The sequence below is a fragment of the Nonomuraea sp. NPDC049480 genome (assembly GCF_044465905.1).
Taxonomy (GTDB): domain Bacteria; phylum Actinomycetota; class Actinomycetes; order Streptosporangiales; family Streptosporangiaceae; genus Nonomuraea.
Genome location: NZ_JBITMD010000026.1, coordinates 46,242 through 63,502 on the forward strand (window position 1 = coordinate 46,242; position 17,261 = coordinate 63,502).

18 protein-coding genes are annotated in these 17,261 nt (G+C 71.5%); 6 read left to right on the forward strand and 12 right to left on the reverse strand.

The window, feature by feature from the left end; all coding sequences use genetic code 11:
• Nucleotides 1–2: 2 nt before the first annotated feature.
• Nucleotides 3–1,136, reverse strand: coding sequence for a thiolase family protein (locus ACIBX3_RS47755; RefSeq protein ID WP_397127348.1), 1,134 nt, complete (start codon nucleotides 1,134–1,136; stop codon nucleotides 3–5).
• Between the two features lie 224 nt (nucleotides 1,137–1,360).
• Here ACIBX3_RS47755 and ACIBX3_RS47760 point away from each other — a divergent pair, with 224 nt between their 5' ends.
• Nucleotides 1,361–1,843 (forward strand): DinB family protein, encoded by a 483-nt coding sequence (locus tag ACIBX3_RS47760; RefSeq protein WP_397127349.1) that lies wholly within the window; start codon nucleotides 1,361–1,363, stop codon nucleotides 1,841–1,843.
• Between the two features lie 119 nt (nucleotides 1,844–1,962).
• Here the strand turns inward: ACIBX3_RS47760 and ACIBX3_RS47765 are convergent, their stop codons facing one another.
• The gene (locus ACIBX3_RS47765; RefSeq protein ID WP_397127350.1) at nucleotides 1,963–2,208 is read right to left on the reverse strand and encodes a hypothetical protein; all 246 of its coding nucleotides are present in this window, start codon (nucleotides 2,206–2,208) and stop codon (nucleotides 1,963–1,965) included.
• Between the two features lie 132 nt (nucleotides 2,209–2,340).
• A complete protein-coding gene (locus ACIBX3_RS47770) occupies nucleotides 2,341–3,627 on the reverse strand; it encodes an ROK family protein (RefSeq protein ID WP_397127351.1) in 1,287 nt (428 codons plus the stop codon).
• A 150-nt stretch (nucleotides 3,628–3,777) separates the two neighbouring features.
• On the opposite strand from ACIBX3_RS47770, the gene ACIBX3_RS47775 reads away from it, so the two are divergent.
• The 4 genes from ACIBX3_RS47775 (at nucleotide 3,778) to ACIBX3_RS47790 (ending at nucleotide 8,308) form a co-directional block, all read left to right on the forward strand.
• Nucleotides 3,778–5,049, forward strand: a complete 1,272-nt coding sequence (locus ACIBX3_RS47775; protein WP_397127352.1) for a Gfo/Idh/MocA family protein — start codon at nucleotides 3,778–3,780, stop codon at nucleotides 5,047–5,049.
• A 63-nt stretch (nucleotides 5,050–5,112) separates the two neighbouring features.
• Nucleotides 5,113–6,477 (forward strand): ABC transporter substrate-binding protein, encoded by a 1,365-nt coding sequence (locus tag ACIBX3_RS47780; RefSeq protein ID WP_397127353.1) that lies wholly within the window; start codon nucleotides 5,113–5,115, stop codon nucleotides 6,475–6,477.
• Complete coding sequence (locus ACIBX3_RS47785) at nucleotides 6,477–7,430, forward strand: carbohydrate ABC transporter permease (protein WP_397127354.1); 954 nt, start codon at nucleotides 6,477–6,479, stop codon at nucleotides 7,428–7,430. Before ACIBX3_RS47780 ends, ACIBX3_RS47785 begins: the two co-directional genes overlap by 1 nt.
• Nucleotides 7,427–8,308 (forward strand): carbohydrate ABC transporter permease, encoded by an 882-nt coding sequence (locus tag ACIBX3_RS47790; protein WP_397127355.1) that lies wholly within the window; start codon nucleotides 7,427–7,429, stop codon nucleotides 8,306–8,308. Before ACIBX3_RS47785 ends, ACIBX3_RS47790 begins: the two co-directional genes overlap by 4 nt.
• A 94-nt stretch (nucleotides 8,309–8,402) precedes the next feature.
• On the opposite strand, the gene ACIBX3_RS47795 is transcribed toward ACIBX3_RS47790, so the two are convergent.
• Nucleotides 8,403–8,972: a helix-turn-helix domain-containing protein gene (locus ACIBX3_RS47795; RefSeq protein WP_397127356.1), complete on the reverse strand. Its 570-nt coding sequence runs from the start codon at nucleotides 8,970–8,972 to the stop codon at nucleotides 8,403–8,405.
• 123 nt (nucleotides 8,973–9,095) lie between these two features.
• Here ACIBX3_RS47795 and ACIBX3_RS47800 point away from each other — a divergent pair, with 123 nt between their 5' ends.
• The gene (locus ACIBX3_RS47800) at nucleotides 9,096–9,911 is read left to right on the forward strand and encodes an IclR family transcriptional regulator (RefSeq protein ID WP_397127357.1); all 816 of its coding nucleotides are present in this window, start codon (nucleotides 9,096–9,098) and stop codon (nucleotides 9,909–9,911) included.
• 79 nt (nucleotides 9,912–9,990) lie between these two features.
• On the opposite strand, the gene ACIBX3_RS47805 is transcribed toward ACIBX3_RS47800, so the two are convergent.
• The 8 genes from ACIBX3_RS47805 to ACIBX3_RS47840 are packed head-to-tail and all read right to left on the reverse strand — an operon-like array spanning nucleotide 9,991 to nucleotide 17,171.
• Nucleotides 9,991–10,437 carry a hypothetical protein gene (locus ACIBX3_RS47805; RefSeq protein ID WP_397127358.1) on the reverse strand — a complete coding sequence of 149 codons (447 nt, stop codon included), beginning with the start codon at nucleotides 10,435–10,437 and terminating at the stop codon, nucleotides 9,991–9,993.
• Between the two features lies 1 nt (nucleotide 10,438).
• Nucleotides 10,439–12,019, reverse strand: a complete 1,581-nt coding sequence (locus ACIBX3_RS47810; protein WP_397127359.1) for a long-chain-fatty-acid--CoA ligase — start codon at nucleotides 12,017–12,019, stop codon at nucleotides 10,439–10,441.
• 10 nt (nucleotides 12,020–12,029) lie between these two features.
• Nucleotides 12,030–12,854 (reverse strand): 3-(cis-5,6-dihydroxycyclohexa-1,3-dien-1-yl)propanoate dehydrogenase, encoded by an 825-nt coding sequence (gene hcaB / locus ACIBX3_RS47815; protein ID WP_397127360.1) that lies wholly within the window; start codon nucleotides 12,852–12,854, stop codon nucleotides 12,030–12,032.
• Complete coding sequence (locus tag ACIBX3_RS47820; protein ID WP_397127361.1) at nucleotides 12,851–13,684, reverse strand: alpha/beta fold hydrolase; 834 nt, start codon at nucleotides 13,682–13,684, stop codon at nucleotides 12,851–12,853. Before ACIBX3_RS47820 ends, hcaB begins: the two co-directional genes overlap by 4 nt.
• Before the next feature lie 13 nt (nucleotides 13,685–13,697).
• Nucleotides 13,698–14,261 carry a 3-phenylpropionate/cinnamic acid dioxygenase subunit beta gene (locus tag ACIBX3_RS47825; RefSeq protein WP_397127362.1) on the reverse strand — a complete coding sequence of 188 codons (564 nt, stop codon included), beginning with the start codon at nucleotides 14,259–14,261 and terminating at the stop codon, nucleotides 13,698–13,700.
• Between the two features lie 59 nt (nucleotides 14,262–14,320).
• On the reverse strand, nucleotides 14,321–15,514 hold the full coding sequence (locus ACIBX3_RS47830; RefSeq protein ID WP_397127364.1) for an NAD(P)/FAD-dependent oxidoreductase: 1,194 nt from the start codon (nucleotides 15,512–15,514) through the stop codon (nucleotides 14,321–14,323).
• The gene (locus ACIBX3_RS47835) at nucleotides 15,511–15,846 is read right to left on the reverse strand and encodes a non-heme iron oxygenase ferredoxin subunit (protein WP_397127365.1); all 336 of its coding nucleotides are present in this window, start codon (nucleotides 15,844–15,846) and stop codon (nucleotides 15,511–15,513) included. Before ACIBX3_RS47835 ends, ACIBX3_RS47830 begins: the two co-directional genes overlap by 4 nt.
• On the reverse strand, nucleotides 15,843–17,171 hold the full coding sequence (locus tag ACIBX3_RS47840) for an aromatic ring-hydroxylating dioxygenase subunit alpha (RefSeq protein WP_397127366.1): 1,329 nt from the start codon (nucleotides 17,169–17,171) through the stop codon (nucleotides 15,843–15,845). Before ACIBX3_RS47840 ends, ACIBX3_RS47835 begins: the two co-directional genes overlap by 4 nt.
• Nucleotides 17,172–17,261 lie beyond the last annotated feature (90 nt).

The following is a 17,261-nucleotide window of genomic DNA, read 5'->3' on the forward strand; positions in this document are numbered from 1 at the left end:
CGTCAGAGCAGTTCGAGTATGGTCGCGTTGGCCATGCCGCCTGCTTCGCACATGGTCTGCAGTCCGAAGCGGATGCCCTGGTCCTTCATGTGGTGGACGAGACGCGTCATCAGGATGGCGCCCGAACCGCCCAGCGGGTGGCCCACGGCGATGGCGCCGCCCAAGGGGTTGAGCCGGTCGCCGGCGGCTCCGGTCTCGGCCTGCCAGGCCAGCGGCACCGGCGCGAAGGCCTCGTTCACCTCGAAGGCCCCGATGTCGTCGATCCTCAGCCCGGATCTCTTGAGCGCCTTGGCGGTGGCCTCGATGGGAGCGGTCAGCATGATGACGGGATCGCCGGCCGCCAGCGCGACGGTGTGCACGCGGGCGATCGGCCGCATCCCCCGCGCCCTGGCGGTCTCGCTCGACGTGATGAGCAGGGCGCCGGCGCCGTCTGAGATCTGCGAGGCGTTGCCCGCGGTGATCACGCCGTCCTCGCGGAAGGCGGGCTTCAGCCCGGCCAGCGTCTCCACCGACGATCCGCGGCGGATGCCCTCGTCGGCCCGCAGGGCTCCCTCCACGGGGGCGAGCTGGCCGTCGAGCGCGCCCGAGTCGACGGCCGCCGCCGCCCTGGCGTGCGAGCGGGCCGCGTACTCGTCGAGCCGCCGCCGGGACAGACCCCACCGTCCGGCCGTCATCTCCGCGCCGATGCCCTGGTCGAAGCCGGGCACGCCGTACCGTTCGAGCACCTCGTCCGGGTACGGGCGGCCGTCCCGCGCGGCCGAGCCCATGGGCACGCGGCTCATCGACTCGACGCCCCCGGCGATCACGAAGTCGTAGTGACCGGCGACGACTCCCGCGGCCGCGAAGTGCACCGCCTGCTGGCTGGAGCCGCAGCGGCGGTCGACCGTGGTGCCGGGGACCGCTTCCGGCCATCCCGCCGCGAGCACGGCGACCCGCCCGACGTTGCCCGACTGGTCTCCGGCCTGGCCGGCGCATCCCCAGATGACGTCGTCGATCTCCGCGGGCTCCACTCCGGTACGCTGGGCGAGCGCGTTCAGCACGTGTGCCGAGAGCGTGGCGGGGTGGATGCCGGACAGGGCTCCGTTGCGTTTTCCGATGGGGGTGCGTACCGCATCGACGATGACCGCGTCCCTCACGCGCTTCTCCTCGTGTGCTGGTGTCGTGGAAAGGGGATTCGCCGCTCGGAACAGGCCTGCCGGAGCCGTTTCCGACTGAACCACACGCCGCCGGCCCGGCACAAAGCCCTGATGACGATCGGGGGTATCGCCCAGACCTATATGAGGTTCACGCGCGGCCGCCCACGGGAACGCCGGGGCCGTCTGCTAGCGTGCGGCACCCTCCCAGGAAAGGTGTGAACGCGGTGGACGACGGCGAGAAGGACGCCCTGCTGATGTTCTTGGAAGCACAGCGCGCCAGCGTGCTGGCGATCATCGAAGGGCTGGACGACGAGGCCTTGACGACCGCGGTCGTGCCCTCGGGATGGACGCCCCTGGGTTTGGTGGAGCATCTGGGCCACGCCGAGCGGCACTGGTTCCAGGAGATCGCCACCGGCTCCGCCGAGCCGCTGCCCTGGCCCGACGACGACACACCGCTGCTCACCCCGCGACCGCCGTCCGTGGTCTTCGCCTTCTACCGCGACCAGTGCGCGCGGTCCGACGCCGTCCTGGCCGCCACACCGCTGTCGGCGCCGCCGCGCGGACGTCACCCGGATCCGCTCGGATCCGAGATCACCGACCTGCGCCGGATCGTCCTGCACATGATCGAGGAGACCGCCCGCCATGCCGGTCATCTCGACATCGCCCGTGAGCTGATCGACGGGAAGACGGGGCTCGGGCCTCGATAGCCGAGATCGGCTTATGGCGATTTCGAGGTTGTGGAGCACCGCGACTCCGGCGGTCGCGTGGTCGATCGCGTCCTCCTTGCGGCACTGGCGCCGGATCGGATAGTCCTTCATGCGGGCGATCACGTGTTCGGTGACGGCCCGCTCCGCCGGAACCGCTTCCAGGCGGCACCATCGACGATCTTTCCGTCGGGTCCGTGGATCTCAGGCACGCCCCGATAGCCGCCGTCACCGGACAGACGGCGGTGTCCGGCCACGGCCGGTTCTTCGGCGACGGTGTTCCGGTAGACCACGATGTGGTTGCTGTTGTCCAGCCAGGCATCCCCGACTGCCACGCTGCGCAGGCCAAACGGGACGTTGTGATCCATGATGCCGACTTTGCGCTGCATGATCCCCTGCCCGGACCTGCACCGTCGAACGTCGAAAATTGCCGGTGGCATGCACCCGGACCGGCTCGGACAGACGCGATCACGAACCGGACCATCCTGAAAGGGATGGTCTTAGGCTCCGAACAGGCTCGTCGGCCTGGTGAGCAGGACGCGCTCGACGGCGGACAGCGCGAAGCGGACCGCACCCGTGAGGATCGCCTCGTCGCCGAGGACCGACAGCCGCCACTCCGGAGGGTCGACGAGCAGACCGGCCGCCCGTCGCTCGGCCGCGTCGCGCAGCAGCTCCGCCGCGGGCGCCAGGCGAGGGTCGGGGAACAGGCTGGTGCCCAGGACGACGACGGCGGGGTCGAGCGCCAGCAGGATCGGCGCGATGCCTTCGGCCAGCCGCCGCCCGGCCGATTCCAGCACGCCGACGGCGCCGGCGTCCCCGCCGGCGGCGGCCGCTGCGACGACCGCGGCGCTGGTGGCGGAGCTGTGGGCATCGCCCGGCGCACCCGGCTGGTCGCCGGACAGCGGCCCGAGCCCGGGGCCCTCCGCCGTGCTGCGCCCGGGGAATCCGATCTCGCCGGCCGCGCCGTGATGGCCGCGTAGCAGCCGCCCGCCGGTGATGATGCCGGCGCCGAGCCGCTCGCCGAGGAGGATGAACAACATCTCGGAGGTCGCCGTGCCGACGCCGCGCCAGTGCTCGCCCAGCGCGGCCAGGTTCGCGTCGTTCTCCACCGCGACCGGGCAGCCGAGTGCCTCCGACACCACGGCCACGATGTCGACCTCGGCCCAGGTCCTCATGTGATCGACGTACCGGATCCGGGCGTTGCCCCGCTCCACCAGGCCGGGGGTTCCGATGGTGGCCGCGCAGATCTGGCCGGCCCCGACCCCGGCCTGCTCCATGGCGCCTTGGATGGTCGCGGTCACCGCTCCGGCGCGGGTGCGCCCGGTGAGGTCGGCCCGGACCGTCCGGCGTTTGACGGTCAGGAGCCGGCCGTCGAGGTCCGCCACGCAGGCGATGATCGAATGAGCGCGTACGTCCACCCCGATCACGTAGCCCGCCCGGGGCCGGAAACGGAACCGCCGGGCGGGCCTGCCGGGCGAGCGCACTCCTTGCGCCGGGGCCGCCGCGACCTCCTCGATCAGGCCGCAGCCGAGGAGGTCGTCCACCAGCACCTCGACGGTCGGGCGGGACAGCTTGGTGAGCTGGGCCAGGGTCGCCAGGCGGTGCGGCCGGTCGGCGGACCTGATGGCGGCGAGTACGGCCGCCGCGTTGGCGGCACGCAGATCCCCGACCGCGACGGCCGCCGGGGAGATGACCTGCGCCCCCACGTCGGCGACCGGGTCGTCACCGAGGGGCCAGACCGTCTCACGGCCGGCGCCGGCGCGCGGGGGATCGCTGGTGGTTGCCACTGACCTGTCTCCTCGTGAGCCGCAACGGGGCGTAGTCGCAGGGGGTGGTAACAGTTGGGTCACGCCTCCTTGCCCCCGGCGCTGCCGGAAGTCTATCGTCACCGGCAATTAGATAAAGCAATTTCATTATCAAATCACATCTTCCGGAGGATGCCCATGCGGGCGGGTCATGAGCCGGTGCGGGTCGTGCTGGTGGGCACCGGGATCCGGGGTGAGATCTACGGGCACTGGATCGACGAGCACCCGGACCGGGCCGAGGTGGTGGCGGTGGCCGAGCCGCATCCGGCCAGGCAGCGGATCGCCGCCGAGCGGCACCGCCTGCCCACCTCCGCGATCTTCCAGGACTGGCGTGAGCTCGTGGGCCGGCCCCGGTTCGCCGACGCGGTCGTCATCACCACCCAGGACGCCCAGCACGTCGAGCCGGCCGTCGCCTTCGCCGAGGCCGGGTACGCCGTGCTGCTGGAGAAGCCGATCGCCCCGACCGAGGAGGAGTGCCGCCGGGTCGTGGACGCGGTGACGCGCAACAAGGTGCCCTTCGGGGTCTGCCACGTCCTGCGCTACACGCCCTACACGCGGATGCTCCGGACCCTGCTGGACGAGGGCCGGATCGGCGAGATCGTCAACGTCGACCACATCGAGCCGGTGGGCTTCGCCCACTACGCGCACTCGTACGTGCGCGGCAACTGGCGCCGCGAGCAGACCAGCGCGCCGATGCTGCTGGCCAAGTCCTGCCACGACCTCGACTGGCTCCGCCACATCGTCGGGCGTCCGGTACGCGCGATCTCCTCCTTCGGCAGCCTGAGCTACTTCGTCCCCGGCAACCGGCCCGACGCGGCCGCCGACCGGTGCACGGACTGCGTGCTCCAGGATTCGTGCGCGTACTCGGCGACGCGGATCTACGGCGAGCATCTGGCGGCCGGCGACCTCGCCTGGCCGCTCAGCGTGCTCACCCCGCATCCGACCGAGGAGTCGGTGGCCGCCGCGCTGCGCACCGGGCCCTACGGCCGCTGCGTCTGGGCCTGCGACAACGACGTCGTCGACCGGCAGGTGGTCGCGCTCGAGTTCGACGGCGGGGCGACCGCGACGTTCACCATGACGGCGTTCTCCACCAGCCGGCCGCGGGTGACCCACATCTTCGGCACGATGGGTGAGATCTTCTGCGACGGCTCGATCATCCGGGTCACCGACTTCCGCACCCGTGAGACCCGGACCATCGACGCCACGGCGCCGGCCACGGACGACCCGCTGCTGTCCGGCCACAGCGGCGGCGACGCCGGGCTCATGAACGACTTCATCACGGCCGTGGCGACCTGGGACGACCGCTGGATCGCCGACACGGCCGCCGAGGCGATGGCCGCGCACGAGCTCGTCTTCGCGGCCGAACGGGCCCGTCGCGAGCGCCGCGTCGTCCGTCTCGACTGATCGGCCGCAGCCCCCTACCGCAGTCCCACCACACGGATCCGCACCCCCCAAAAGGAGAACCTTGTGAGCCAGAATCCGACCGTCCCGCATGCCTGGACAGGCCATGAGATCTCGCGGCGCGCCCTGCTGTCCGGCTTCGCCGTCACGGGCGCCGCGGCGCTCACCGGCTGCGCGGCGCTGACCCCGGGCGCGTCGTCCACCCCGGCCGCGAACGCCGGTCCCATCTCGACGGCACTGCCGGCCGACAAGAAGATCACGCTGAAGGTCGCCGACGCCGACGACACCTCCATGACTCCCGGCCTGCTGGCCGCGTTCCAGAAGAAGTACCCGAACGTCACGTTCGACCGCCAGTACACCGGCTGGGACGACTACCTGAAGAGCATCAACCTCACCATGTCCTCGAGCACCGCCCCGGACATCGCCCAGTTCACCCCCGGGATGCAGAACCTCATCCCCGGCGGCCTGCTGCTCGACGTCTCCGCGTACGGCACGGCCTACGGCTGGCCGGACAAGTTCCCCGGCCTCGACCAGATCACGTTCGAGCCCGACGGCAAGACCGTCGGCACCGGCAAGCTGTACGGAGTCCCGGGCGGGTTGTCCTTCGAGGGCGTCTACTACAACAAGACGAAGGCGGCCAAGCTCGGCCTGACCGTCCCCGCCAAGACCGTGGAGGAGCTGGAGGCCCTGTTCGCCAAGGCGAAGGCCGCCGGCGAGCTGGCGCTGGTGGCCGGCAACCTCGACGGCGGGCTGAACCACCCCTTCAACGAGCTGCTCTCGGTGTACCTGAAGCCGGAGGACCGCGAGGCCTGGGCCTTCGGGCACAAAGGCGCGACGATCGTGCTGCCGGAGGCGAAGACGGCGGCCACGACGCTCAAGCGCTGGGTGGACGAGGGATACATCTCCCGCGACGTCAACGGCATCAGCGACAACGACGCCACCGCCGGCTTCGCCAAGGGCAAGGGCGTCTTCCGGATCAGCGGGAACTGGGCCGCCGCGGCCGTGGCCAAGGGCCTGGGGGACAACGCCGGATACTTCTCCATGCCCCAGGCGACGGCCGACTCGAAGATCCGCACCACCGGCGCCGGCGTCTACTACTGCGTCTCCAGCAAGTCGGCGAACGCCGCCGCCGCGGCCGCCTTCCTCGACTTCGTCGGCAGCGACGAGGCCGCGAAGATCACCGCCGAGGCGGGGTTCATGGCGCCCAAGGCCGACGCGATGCCCGGCAAGACCGGCCTGATCGGGGCGCTGCAGCAGGGCTGGCAGGACACCGTGCGGGACAAGGGCCTGCAGCCGTTCATCCAGAACGCCTCCACCCCGACCATGGGGGACACGCTCACCACGCAGCTGCAACTGCTCGCCGGCGGCAAGGTCACCGTCGACGCCTTCCTCGCCAACATCCAGGCCGATTTCGACAACTATCACAAGTGATGGCAGCGAACAGGCTGAGCGGTCCCGTCGAGGCCATCCGGCGGGACCCGCTCCGAACCCCAGCGCGACACCCGGCCCGGCGACGGCGCGGAAGGAAGGGACACGCCACGCCGCTGCTCTACCTCGCGCCCGCGGTGCTCCTGTACACCCTCTTCACCGTCCTGCCGGCCCTGCACACGGGGTACTTGTCGCTGTTCGACTGGGACGGCGTGACCCTGCCGTCCTTCGCCGGCCTCGGCAACTACCGGCTGGTGGCCGAGGACCCGCAGCTGCGCGCCGCCGCGCTGCACGCCGGCACGCTGATCATCTTCTTCTCCGTGCTCCCCATCCTGTTCGGCCTGGTGTCGGCCGCCATCGTGGCCCGCCACCGGCGCCGGGGCATGGCCTTCGTCCGGGTGGTGCTGTTCCTGCCCCAGGTCGTGCCCCTGGTCGCGGTCGGCATCATCTGGCGGTGGGTGTACGCCGAGGACGGCGTGGTCAACCAGGTGCTGCACTGGCTGGGGCTGGGAGAGGAGGCACGCGCCTGGCTGGGCAGCTTCGACTGGGCCCTGTTCGCCGTGGGCGTGATCGGCACCTGGGTCGTCTCGGGCCTGTGCCTGGTGCTGTTCCTCTCCGGGACGCAGCGCATCGACCGGGAGATCTACGAGGCGTCGCGGATGGACGGCGCCGGTCCCGTGCGCGAGTTCTTCTCCATCACCCTGCCGCTGCTCCGGCCCGAGATCGCGGTCGCCCTGTCCATCACGGTCATCGCCGCGTTGTCGAGCTTCGACCTCATCTACATCACCACCGGCGGCGGCCCGGGCAACAGCACCGTCGTGCCCGGCATCCTCATCTACCGCCTGGCCTTCGGCGGCGGCGCCGTCGGCCTGGCCAGCGCGCTCGCGGTGGTCCTGACCTGCGTGATCTTCGCGATCGTGCTGACGCTGAACCGCCTGATCAGGGAGTCGCCGTGAACCGCATCGAGAAACCGGTCACCGGCCAGCACAGGGTGCCCGGCCGAGGCCCGGGTCCCGGCAAGGTGGCGGGACGCGCCGGGGCGCCCCTGGTGCTCCTGGTGTTCATGGCGGTGGTCATCGTCCCGTTCGTGCCGCTGCTGTCCGCCGCCGTGCAACCGGCCGGCACCCCGCTGACCGGCCTGGACATGCCGCGCGGCCTGCACCTGGAGAACTTCGCCGAGGCGTGGGTCACCGCCGGCTTCGGCCCGCTCCTGTGGTCGAGCGTGCTGATCGCGCTGGCCGTGGTCCCCGCCTCGGTGTTCCTCGCCAGCCTGGCCGGCTACGCGCTGGCGACCATGGACTTCCGCGGGCGGGGGAAGATCTTCGCCTACCTCCTGCTCGGACTGGCGATCCCCACCGAGGTCACGGTCATCCCCCTCTACTACGACCTGCGGGCCATCGGCCTGACCAACAGCCGGTGGGGCCTGGTGCTGGTGGAGATCGCCGCGTTCATGCCGTTCGGGGCGTTCTGGATGCGGGCCCACTTCTCCACCATGCCCCGGGCCCTCATCGAGGCGGCCAAGCTGGACGGCGCGTCCACCTGGAGGATCCTGTGGGGCGTGCTGATGCCCAACTCCCGGCCGGCCGTCACCACGCTCGGCGTGTTGTACTTCGTGTGGTGCTGGAACCAGTTCATGCTGCCGCTCATCCTCATCCAGGACCCGGCCCAGCGCACGGCCCCGGCCGGGCTGGGCTTCTTCACCGGGCAGTACAACGTGGACGTGCCGCTGCTCGCGGCGGCCACCGTCATCGTGATCGCGCCGGTCGTCCTCGTGTACCTGTTCTTCCAGCGGCACTTCATCCGCGGCGTGCTCGACGGCGCGCTCAAGGGCTGACCAGGCGGGAATCCAGCAGATCGCATGTGCGCCGGCACCACCGCCTTCCGCAGTTTTCACTTCGGGAGCAGGAGTACGGGATTCGTCGCTCAGGTCACCGCGCCGCGCCGAACTGGTGGGCCTGCGGGATCGTCGTGACGACGTGGGCGACGACACGCTCGGAGACACAGGTGTGCTGGTGCGGCACGTCGCCGGGGAAGCGGGCGAAATCCCCCGCGGAAAGCTCCACCTGATCCTCTACGGGCCCGGTCCGAAGTGTGCCGCTGATCACGTAGACGTGGTGCAGCGTGCCCAGCGAGTGACCGGGCACCACCGCGCACGGGGTTCCCCGTTCCAGCCGCATCATCAGCGTGTGCACGTAGCCGGAGCCGTAGGTCTGGTCGAGCATGCGTTCCGACCAGCCCTCGTGGTCGCGCCAGAGCCCGTCGTCCTGCCGCTGGACGTAGACGGCGCTCCCCCACTCGGTCAGCAGCTGACGGGGCGCGACGTCGAGCGCCTTGCCCAGCGCGGACAGCGTGTCCACGGTGGGGTTGCCGTCGCCCTGCTCCACCTTGGAGAGGGTCTGCTTGGACAGCCCGGACCGGCGCGACAGCTCTCCGATGGAGAAGCCGCGCTCGCGCCGGAGCCTGCGGATGTTCCGCGCCACCAGCTCGTTGTGATCCATGGCCGCCTCCGGCAGGTGTCACTTTTAATTGACTACTCGTCCATGTTGACGAACGGCAACTTTACCGGACATGCTGTCACATATAAATACCCCCTGAGAGAACAGGTGTCCTCGGAGACCCACATGAGCAGCACCGCAATCGAGAACGCCCCCTCCAGCAAGGACGAGCGCGCCGCCGTCGAGAAGGCGGTCAGCCTGCTGGCGTCCTTCGGCAGCCAGGCCAGCACCGGGATCGGTGTGAGCGAGCTGGCCCGGCGGGCGGAGCTGAGCAAGTCCACGGCGTTCCGGCTGCTGGGCATGCTGGAACGGCACGGCGTCGTCGAGAAGGTCGGGCAGAAGTACCGGCTCGGCCGGCGACTGCACGAGCTGGGACGGCACGTCTACGTCCCCGACCACGACCAGATCCGCGACGCGCTCATCCCGTTCCTCACCGACCTGTACGAGATGACGCGCGAGACCGTCCACCTGGCCGCCCTGCACGGCACCGACGTGGTCTACCTGTCGAAGCTCTACGGCCACCGGCAGGTGCGCTCGCCCTCGCGCATCGGCGGCCGGGCACCCGCGTACTGCACCGCCGTCGGCAAGGTGCTGCTGGCCTACGATCACCAGGCCCTGGAGCAGGTGCTCGGCGGCGAATTGCGGCCGCTCACGCCCCACACCATCACCGACCCTGACCGGCTCGCCGCGGAGATCGCCAAGGTGCGCGCCGATGGCGTGGCGTTCGACGACGAGGAGGCGACGCTGGGCCTCAGCTGCGTCGCGGTCCCGGTCATCGGGCATGGCGGCAGGGCGGCCGCCGCCCTGTCGGTGTCGGCGGTCACCGGCCGGCTCGACACCCGGGCGCAGGCCGCGACCCTGCGACGGGTGAGCGCGGCGGCGGCCCAGCAGCTCATGCTCGTCCGGCGGCACCGCCCCGCTCCGGCGCGCGCCATCGCCTGAGCCCAGGCGTCAGATCCGGGCCACGTGACCGGGGTACGCCGGGCGTCAGGTCCCCGGCGTGTGACCGGGTTCCCGGGGGTCAGGTCCCGGGCACGTGGCCGAGGTCCGCGTCGGCCCAGGTCACCCGGTCCGGCTCGGCCACCAGCAGGCTGAGCTGCTCATCGGCCACGTCCACGTCCACGACGTGGCGGAAGCCGGCGGACCGCGCCGCGGCCACCTGCTCCGCGTCGCCTTCCCGGGCGGCGTACACCACCCGGCGGCACGCCGGATCCGCCTTCGTCACGGCTTCGAACAAGGTCTGGAGCAGCTCGGCCAGCGGACCCCCGCAGACCCGCACCTCCAGGTCGTGCGCGCCTGCCGGGTAGGTCTCCCGCAGGCGTCCCGCGACGCAGCGCTCCACCTGGACGTCGGCGACGACGCCGTCGCGGTGCAGGTGGAGCCGGCCGGCGCCGCGGGTCCACGCCTCCACCGTGGCCTGCCAGCCGCCGCCGAGGTCGAGTGCGGGAAGGGAGGGCACCGCGATCATGTCAATCCTCCTCCACCAGCCGGCGGATGACGGTCTTGTCCAGCTTGCCGGACGCGTTCCGCGGCATGCTCCGCACGATCGTCAGTTTCCTGGGCAGTTTGTACCTGGCCAGCTGGGCGGCGGCGTATTCGCGTACGTCGTCGAGCGTGACCGCGGTCCCCTCGGCCAGGGACACCACCGCGACGATGGTCTCGCCCCACTGCTCGTCGGGGGCTCCGACGACCGCGACGTCCACGACGCCCGGCATCGAGGCCAGGGCCCGTTCGACCTCGGCGGGATAGACGTTCTCACCCCCGCTGATGATCATGTCTTTGAGCCGGTCGACGATGTACAGGTAGCCGTCCTCGTCGAGGTGGCCGATGTCGCCGGAGTGGAACCAGCCCTCGTCGTCGAAGGCGGCGGCGGTGGCGTCGGGGTTCTCCCAGTAGCCGGGGGTGACGTTGGGCCCGCGTACGACGATCTCCCCGGCCTCGCCCGGCTTCAGAGGCTGGTTGGTGAGGGCGTCGACGACCCGTACCTCGGTGTGCGGCATGGGGATGCCGGCCGATCCGATCTTGCCGAGGGTCCGCTCGATCGGCAGGTGGGTGGCGAACGGCGCGGTCTCGGTGAGCCCCCACGCCTGTTGCAGCAGAATGCCGTGGCCGGCGTACAGCTCGATGAGGGACGGCGGCACGGGCGCGCCCGCGACGACGACCGAGCGCAGCCGGGTGAGGTCGGCGTCGAAGGCGCCGGGGACGCGGCTGAGGGCGGCGAGCATGGCCGGCACGGCGAACATCGAGTTGACGCGGTGGGTGACCAGGTCGTCGAGGAGTCCCACGGGGTCGAAAGCGCGCCGCACGACCACGGTGCCACCGCGGACGATCGTCCGCAGCACGAAGCTGTTGAGCGCCCCGATGTGGAAGAGCGGGGCGGCGGCGTGGGTGACGTCGCCCCGGCGCGTGTCGATCATGGTGTCCACGTTGACGGCGTTCCACCAGGCGTTGCCGTAGGTGAGGATCACCCCCTTGGGCAGGCCCGTGGTGCCGGAGGTGAACATCAGGATCGCCGGGTCGTCGAAGCCCTTCGCGACCACGGACGGGACCGGCTCGGCGGCGGCGATCAGGGCGGACCACGGCTCCCAGCCCCCGGCGCCCACTGGGGCGCCCACTGGGGCGGGCACCTCCGGGTCGTCGTCCACCAGGAGGAACCGGCCGAGCCTGGTCCCGCCGCGCACCTTCTCCAGGCTCGGGCGGTGCCCTTCCTCGCAGACGATCGTGGTGGCGCCGCTCTTGCCCAGCACGAGCTCCAGCTCCGGTTCGGCGAGCCGGAAGTTGACCGGGACGAAGACGGCGCCGAGCCGGAACGCGGCCAGCATCGTCACCAGGAACGAGGCGCTGTTGAGCCCGAGGTAGGCGACCCGGTCGCCGCCGGCGACGCCTCCGCCGGACAGCACGGCCGCCAGCCTGGCCGCCTTCTCGTCGAGCTGGGTGTAGGTGAGGTCCCCGCCCGCGTAGCGGACGACCGTGACGTCGCCGTGGTAGCGGGCGTTGCGGGCGACCGCCGAGGCGGGGTTGACATCGACTGGGGGGTGCGGGTGGGGCACGGTCGGCTCCTCAGAGATGGTCGCCGCCGGCGGGACGGGCGAATCCGCGTACGCGGATGCCGCCGTCGGCGGAGATCGCGTGTCCGGTGATGGGACCGCTCTGCTCGCGGGCCGCGAGCAGGACGTAGGGCGCGGTGAAGTCGCGCGGGTCGGTGCTGGAGTCGTGGAGCGGGATGGGCGGGGCCCCTTGCCGCTTGGCGAAGGAGTCCGCGATCGAACGGTCCGCCATCGCCAGCGACTCGGGCCCACGCAGATCGGTGTTCATGCCGCCGCAGGCGACGCCGTTGACCCGGACCTTGGGAGCGAGCTCGTAGGCGAGCTCGCGCATGAGGCCGAGGCAGGCGTGCTTGCTGGCGGTGTAGAGCGGGCCACCGCCGTTGACGTGGAAGGACGCGTTGGACAGGGTCATGACGATACTGCCACGCGTTTTGACCAGCTCCGGCCAGGCCGCCTGCGCCGCGAGGAGGTAACCCTTGACGTTGACGGAGAAGACCTCGTCGAAAGCGGCGTCGATCTCCTTGGCGGTGAAGCGGGTGAGCTGACGCTGGTAGTCCCACACGCCGGCGTTGGCCACGAGGGTGTCGAGCTTGCCGAAGCGTCCGACGGTCTCGGCGACGGCGGCGTGCAGGGCGTCGCCGTCGCGTACGTCGGCGGTGACGGCGTGCATGCGGGACACGTCGGAGGATGCGCGGATCACCTCGTCGAGCTGTTGTGAGTCGCGCCCGACGATGGTCACGGACGCGCCCTCGGCGAGGAAGCGCTCGGCGACGGCGCGGCCGATGCCGGAGCCGCCGCCGGTGATCAGGGCGACGTGCCCGTCGAGCCAGCCGCTCACGCCAGGAATCCCGTGACGAGTGCCTCGAACTCGCGCTGCCGCTCAAGCTGGACCCAGTGGCCGCAGCGGCCGAAGACGTGCAGCCGCACGTCGCGGATCTGCTTGAGCATGAGCTGGGCGCCGTCGAGGGTGATCGTGCGGTCGTCGCGGCCCCACAGCAGCAGGGTCGGGGCCTTGATCTTGTGCAGGTCCTTCCACAGGGGGTCCATGCCGCCGCGCTTGGCGAAGGCGGCGTTGTAGCGGTGGTAGAAGGCGATGTGGCTCTCGTCGAGTGACGCCTCGTAGCGGCTCTTGACGACGTCCTCGCCGAACTGCCTGTGGTCGAAGACCATGGTGCGGATGAACGCGGCCATCTTCTTCTCGCTCGGCCCGCCGCCGTTGTAGTAGCGGAACATCTCCTTCTGTCCCTCGGTGGGCGTGGGCCCGAACGGCAGCCAGCCACCGCCCGGGGCCATGAGCACGAGCTTGGTGACACGGTCGGGCCGCTCTTGCGCCATGGCGATCGCGGCCGCGCCGCCGAGGCTGTTGCCCAGCAGGTGGAAGCGGTCGATGCCGAGGGCGTCGAGCGCCTGGAAGAGCGCGTCCACGGTGATCTCGGTGATGGACCGCTTGTCCAGGTCCTCCTCGGTGGGGCGGTGGCTGCCGCCGAACCCCGGCTGGTCGGGGAGCACGACGCGGAAGTGGCGGGCCAGCGCGGGCAGGTTCTGGTGGTAGTTGCTGACGCCGGAGGCGCCCGGGCCGCCGCCGTGCAGCATCACCAGAACGGGGCCCTCGCCGGTCTCGGCGACGGCGATCTCGCCGAGCGTGGTGGTCACGCTGTGGTGCTTCACAGGGGCTCCGATCTCAGAAGAAGGTGGAGATGTTCTTGGCCAGCAGGATGTTCTGGTCGAGCAGGATCGTCCGGCGGGCGATCTGGAGGCCGTCGGCGGTGCGGCGCAGCACGTCGGTGCGGCTGCCGGCGAAGACGTTCTCCTCCCGCTCCAGCCGGTTGCGATAGACCAGGAACGCCGAGCTCACGAGCAGGTCGTCCGCGGTGAACCCCGGGTGGGCGGCGGGGTCGGCGTGCCGGACCCGCACGTTGGTGACCAGGTGGCGGGTGCGCGAGGGCGGGTCCTCGGCCCAGGCCATGCCGGAGTCGAAGCGGCGGATGCGCCAGGCCAGGCTCTCCTTGGTCTCGTCGTAGTAGGCGGCCTCGCCGCGCGCGGCCACCGACAACGCCTGCTGGCGGCGCAGCCGGTTGGTACGGGTCGGCATCCAGTAGTCGAGATCGTCGGCGAGCAGGTCGAGCCAGTCGGCGTAGCGGCCGGCGTCGAGGAGGTCGGCCTCCTCGTAGTAGAACTGCTCGACCTCGAAGTGGGTGTCGCGGTCGGCGCGCGTCCCGGCCCGCGAGTCGGTGGCGGTGCTCACGGTGTCATTCGATCCCTTCTGGAGGGCGGGTGGAACGGGGTGTGCCGCAGGACGGCACGTCATCCGCGCAGCAGCGCGCGCAGGTTCACGGACGGGTCGGACAGCCGTCCGGGGTCGGCCGGCACGCGGCGGTCGATCATGCGGCGGGCGGCGCGGACCGCGTTCGGATCGTCGACCGAGGCGGCCGCGACGACCAGCCCGTCGCGCAGGCCGAAGACCGAGAAGGCCGGGTCGTCGAACGAGCCGCGCACGACGACGTGGTGAGCCGCCTCCATGTGGCCGGCGACCTCGACGTGCAGCCCGTGCCGGTCCGTCCAGAACCAGGGCGTGACCGGCGCCGGCGGGCGTGTGCCGAGGATGGCGGCGGCCGCCCGCGCGCCGTCGTGCTGCGCCGCCTCCCAGTGCTCGGCCCGCGGGCCGTGGCGCGGACGCGCGGCGTCGCCCACCGCGAGCACCGCCGGGTTCGAGGTGACCTGGCGGTCGTCGACCAGGACGCCGCGCTGGACCGCCAGCCCGGCGGGCGCGGCGAGGCCGGTCGCGGGCACCATGCCGACGCCGAGGAGGACGGCGTCGAACACCCGCGCCGGCTCGAACCCGCTGCTGAAACGCGCCTGGATGCCGCCCCTGATCTCCTCGAACGACGCCACGCCCGCGCACACGGTCACGACGCCGCGCCTGGCGTGCAGCCCGTGCAGCCAGGCGGCCAGCTCGGGGCCGAGCGCGGCGGCCAGCGGCGCGGCGACCGGGTCGGCCAGGACGACCTCGCAGCCGAGGCCGGCGGCCGTGGCGGCCACCTCGGCGCCGATCAGCCCGGCGCCGACGACCAGGAGGCGGGCGCCGGGGGTCAGCGCGGCCCGCAGCCGGTCGGCGTCCTCGGCCGTACGCAGCACGTGCACCCGCGGGCTGCCGGCGCCGGGGATGGGCGGGCGGGCCGCGCCGCCGCCGGTGGCCAGCACCACCCGGTCGGCACGCAGCAGCAGGCCGCCCGCGAGCTCCACATGGCCCGGCCGCAGGGCGGTGACCGTGCTCTGGTTGATCAGCCGTATCCGCTGCTCGTCGTACCAGTACGGGGGCCGCAGGGCGATCTGCTTGAGATCCTTGCCCCCGGCCAGGTACTCCTTCGACAGGGGCGGGCGGTCGTAGGGGAACTCGCCGGCGTCCACCAGCGTGAGGTCGCCGTCGAAGCCGCCCGCGCGCAGGGCCGCGACCGTGCTGACGCCGGCGACGCCGCCGCCGACGATCACCACGTTCACGGCGCCCGGTTCGGGAAGAGGTAGACCTCGCCGTCGCGCACCTCGACCCGGTGGGGGCACGTGTCGCGGGTGGCGGGAAGGCCCTGGACCTCGCCGTTCTTCAGGCAGAACCGGCTGGAGTGCAGGGGGCACTCGACGTAGCCGTCCTCGACCCAGCCGTCGGCCAGGGAGGCGTCCTCGTGCGTGCAGGTGTCGTCGAGCGCCCACAGGCTGCCGTCGGTGTCGCGCAGCAGCGCGATGTCGTCGGCGGTGCCGGTGATCGCCTTGTCGACGGCGATGCCCTCGCCTTCGGGGATGTCGTCCAGCCGCGCGACGCGGATGCCGTCGGTCATTTGTCCTCCTCGTGCCAGGCGGGGGTGTTCATCAGCTCGCGCCAGCGCCCGTAGAAGGCCCGGCCGGCGGCGTCGCTGTAGAGCTCACTGGTGCGGCCCGGATGGCGGCCGTCGTCGTGTTCGGAGCCGAGGCCCATCTGGTAGTTGAGCGGCACGCCGTTGGTGATGAAGCCGTGCGCGACGGCCTGCACCTCGCTCCAGTTCTCGCCGTCGTCCTGCTCGAAGATGCCGCTGGGGCCGAAGGTGCGCAGGTTGTACAGCCGCTGCGCCTCGCGGACCTCAGGGGGCATGGATGTGTCGACGATCGTCCAGGACCACACCTCCATCCGGTCGGGGCCCTTGGGGTGCCAGATCCGGATGGAGCCGTTCACCGGCAGGTAGGAGAAGTTGGGGAAGACGGTGGCGTGCCCGTTGGTCAGCGGGCCCTCCACGCGGGCGTCGCCGAGCCGGGCGCGCAGCGCGTCGTAGTCCGTCCACTGGTGCACGGTCCTGGCGTCGAAGCGGTTCTTCGGGTGCACGGGGAAGCCCGCGCCGTGGCCGTTGGGGCCGGCGTACTGGCGGCCGGTACGGTGCACGATCTCGTCCTTCGGGCCCTTGCCGGTGGGCGAGAGCACCATGAGGGCCGAGGCGTGGCTCATGTTGACGTGGTACCAGTCGGTCGCGAACTGCTCGGCCGCCAGCTTCCAGTTGCCTTCGAGCACCCACTTGTGCACGCCGCCGACGACCACCGTGCCCTCGTCGTCGTGGTCGAGCATCGCGTCCATGTACCAGGCCATGTCGCCGAGCGACTCGCGCAGCGGGACCGGGTCCGGGTTCCAGGTGCCGAAGATCAGGCCGTGGTAGGCGTCGACGTGGGGCACCTCGACCAGGCCCCACTCCCCCGTGTCGAAGGAGCCGGGGTAGCCCGCCTTGTTGGGCACGCTGACCAGCTTGCCCTCCAGGTCGTACGACCAGCCGTGGTAGGTGCAGGTGAAGTTGCGGGTGGCGCCGTGGTCGGCGCGGCAGACGCGGGCGCCGCGATGCCGGCAGGAGTTGAGGAAGGCCCGGATCCGCCTGTTCCTGTCGAGGGTGACGATGACCGGGTCCTCGCCCATGTACGTGGTGAAGAAGTCGCCGGGCTTGTGGAACTGGTCGGCGTGCGCGAGGAAGAGCCAGCTCGGCGCGAAGACGCGGCGCAGTTCCTGCCGGTAGATCTCCCGGTCGGTGAAGATGGCGCGATCCACCAGCCCGCCCTCGGCGTCGACGAGCCCGGACACGTCGATGGTCCGCGCCAGCTCGGCGGGACGCCGCAACCCCCCGCGCGGGGGTTCGATCGTCGAGGTCATGCGGCCAGACAACACGAGCGGGCCCGCGGTGTACCAACGCTCGTTCCGCACGGCGGCACACGCGCTGTCGGGCGGCGGCGGCCGTCGGAC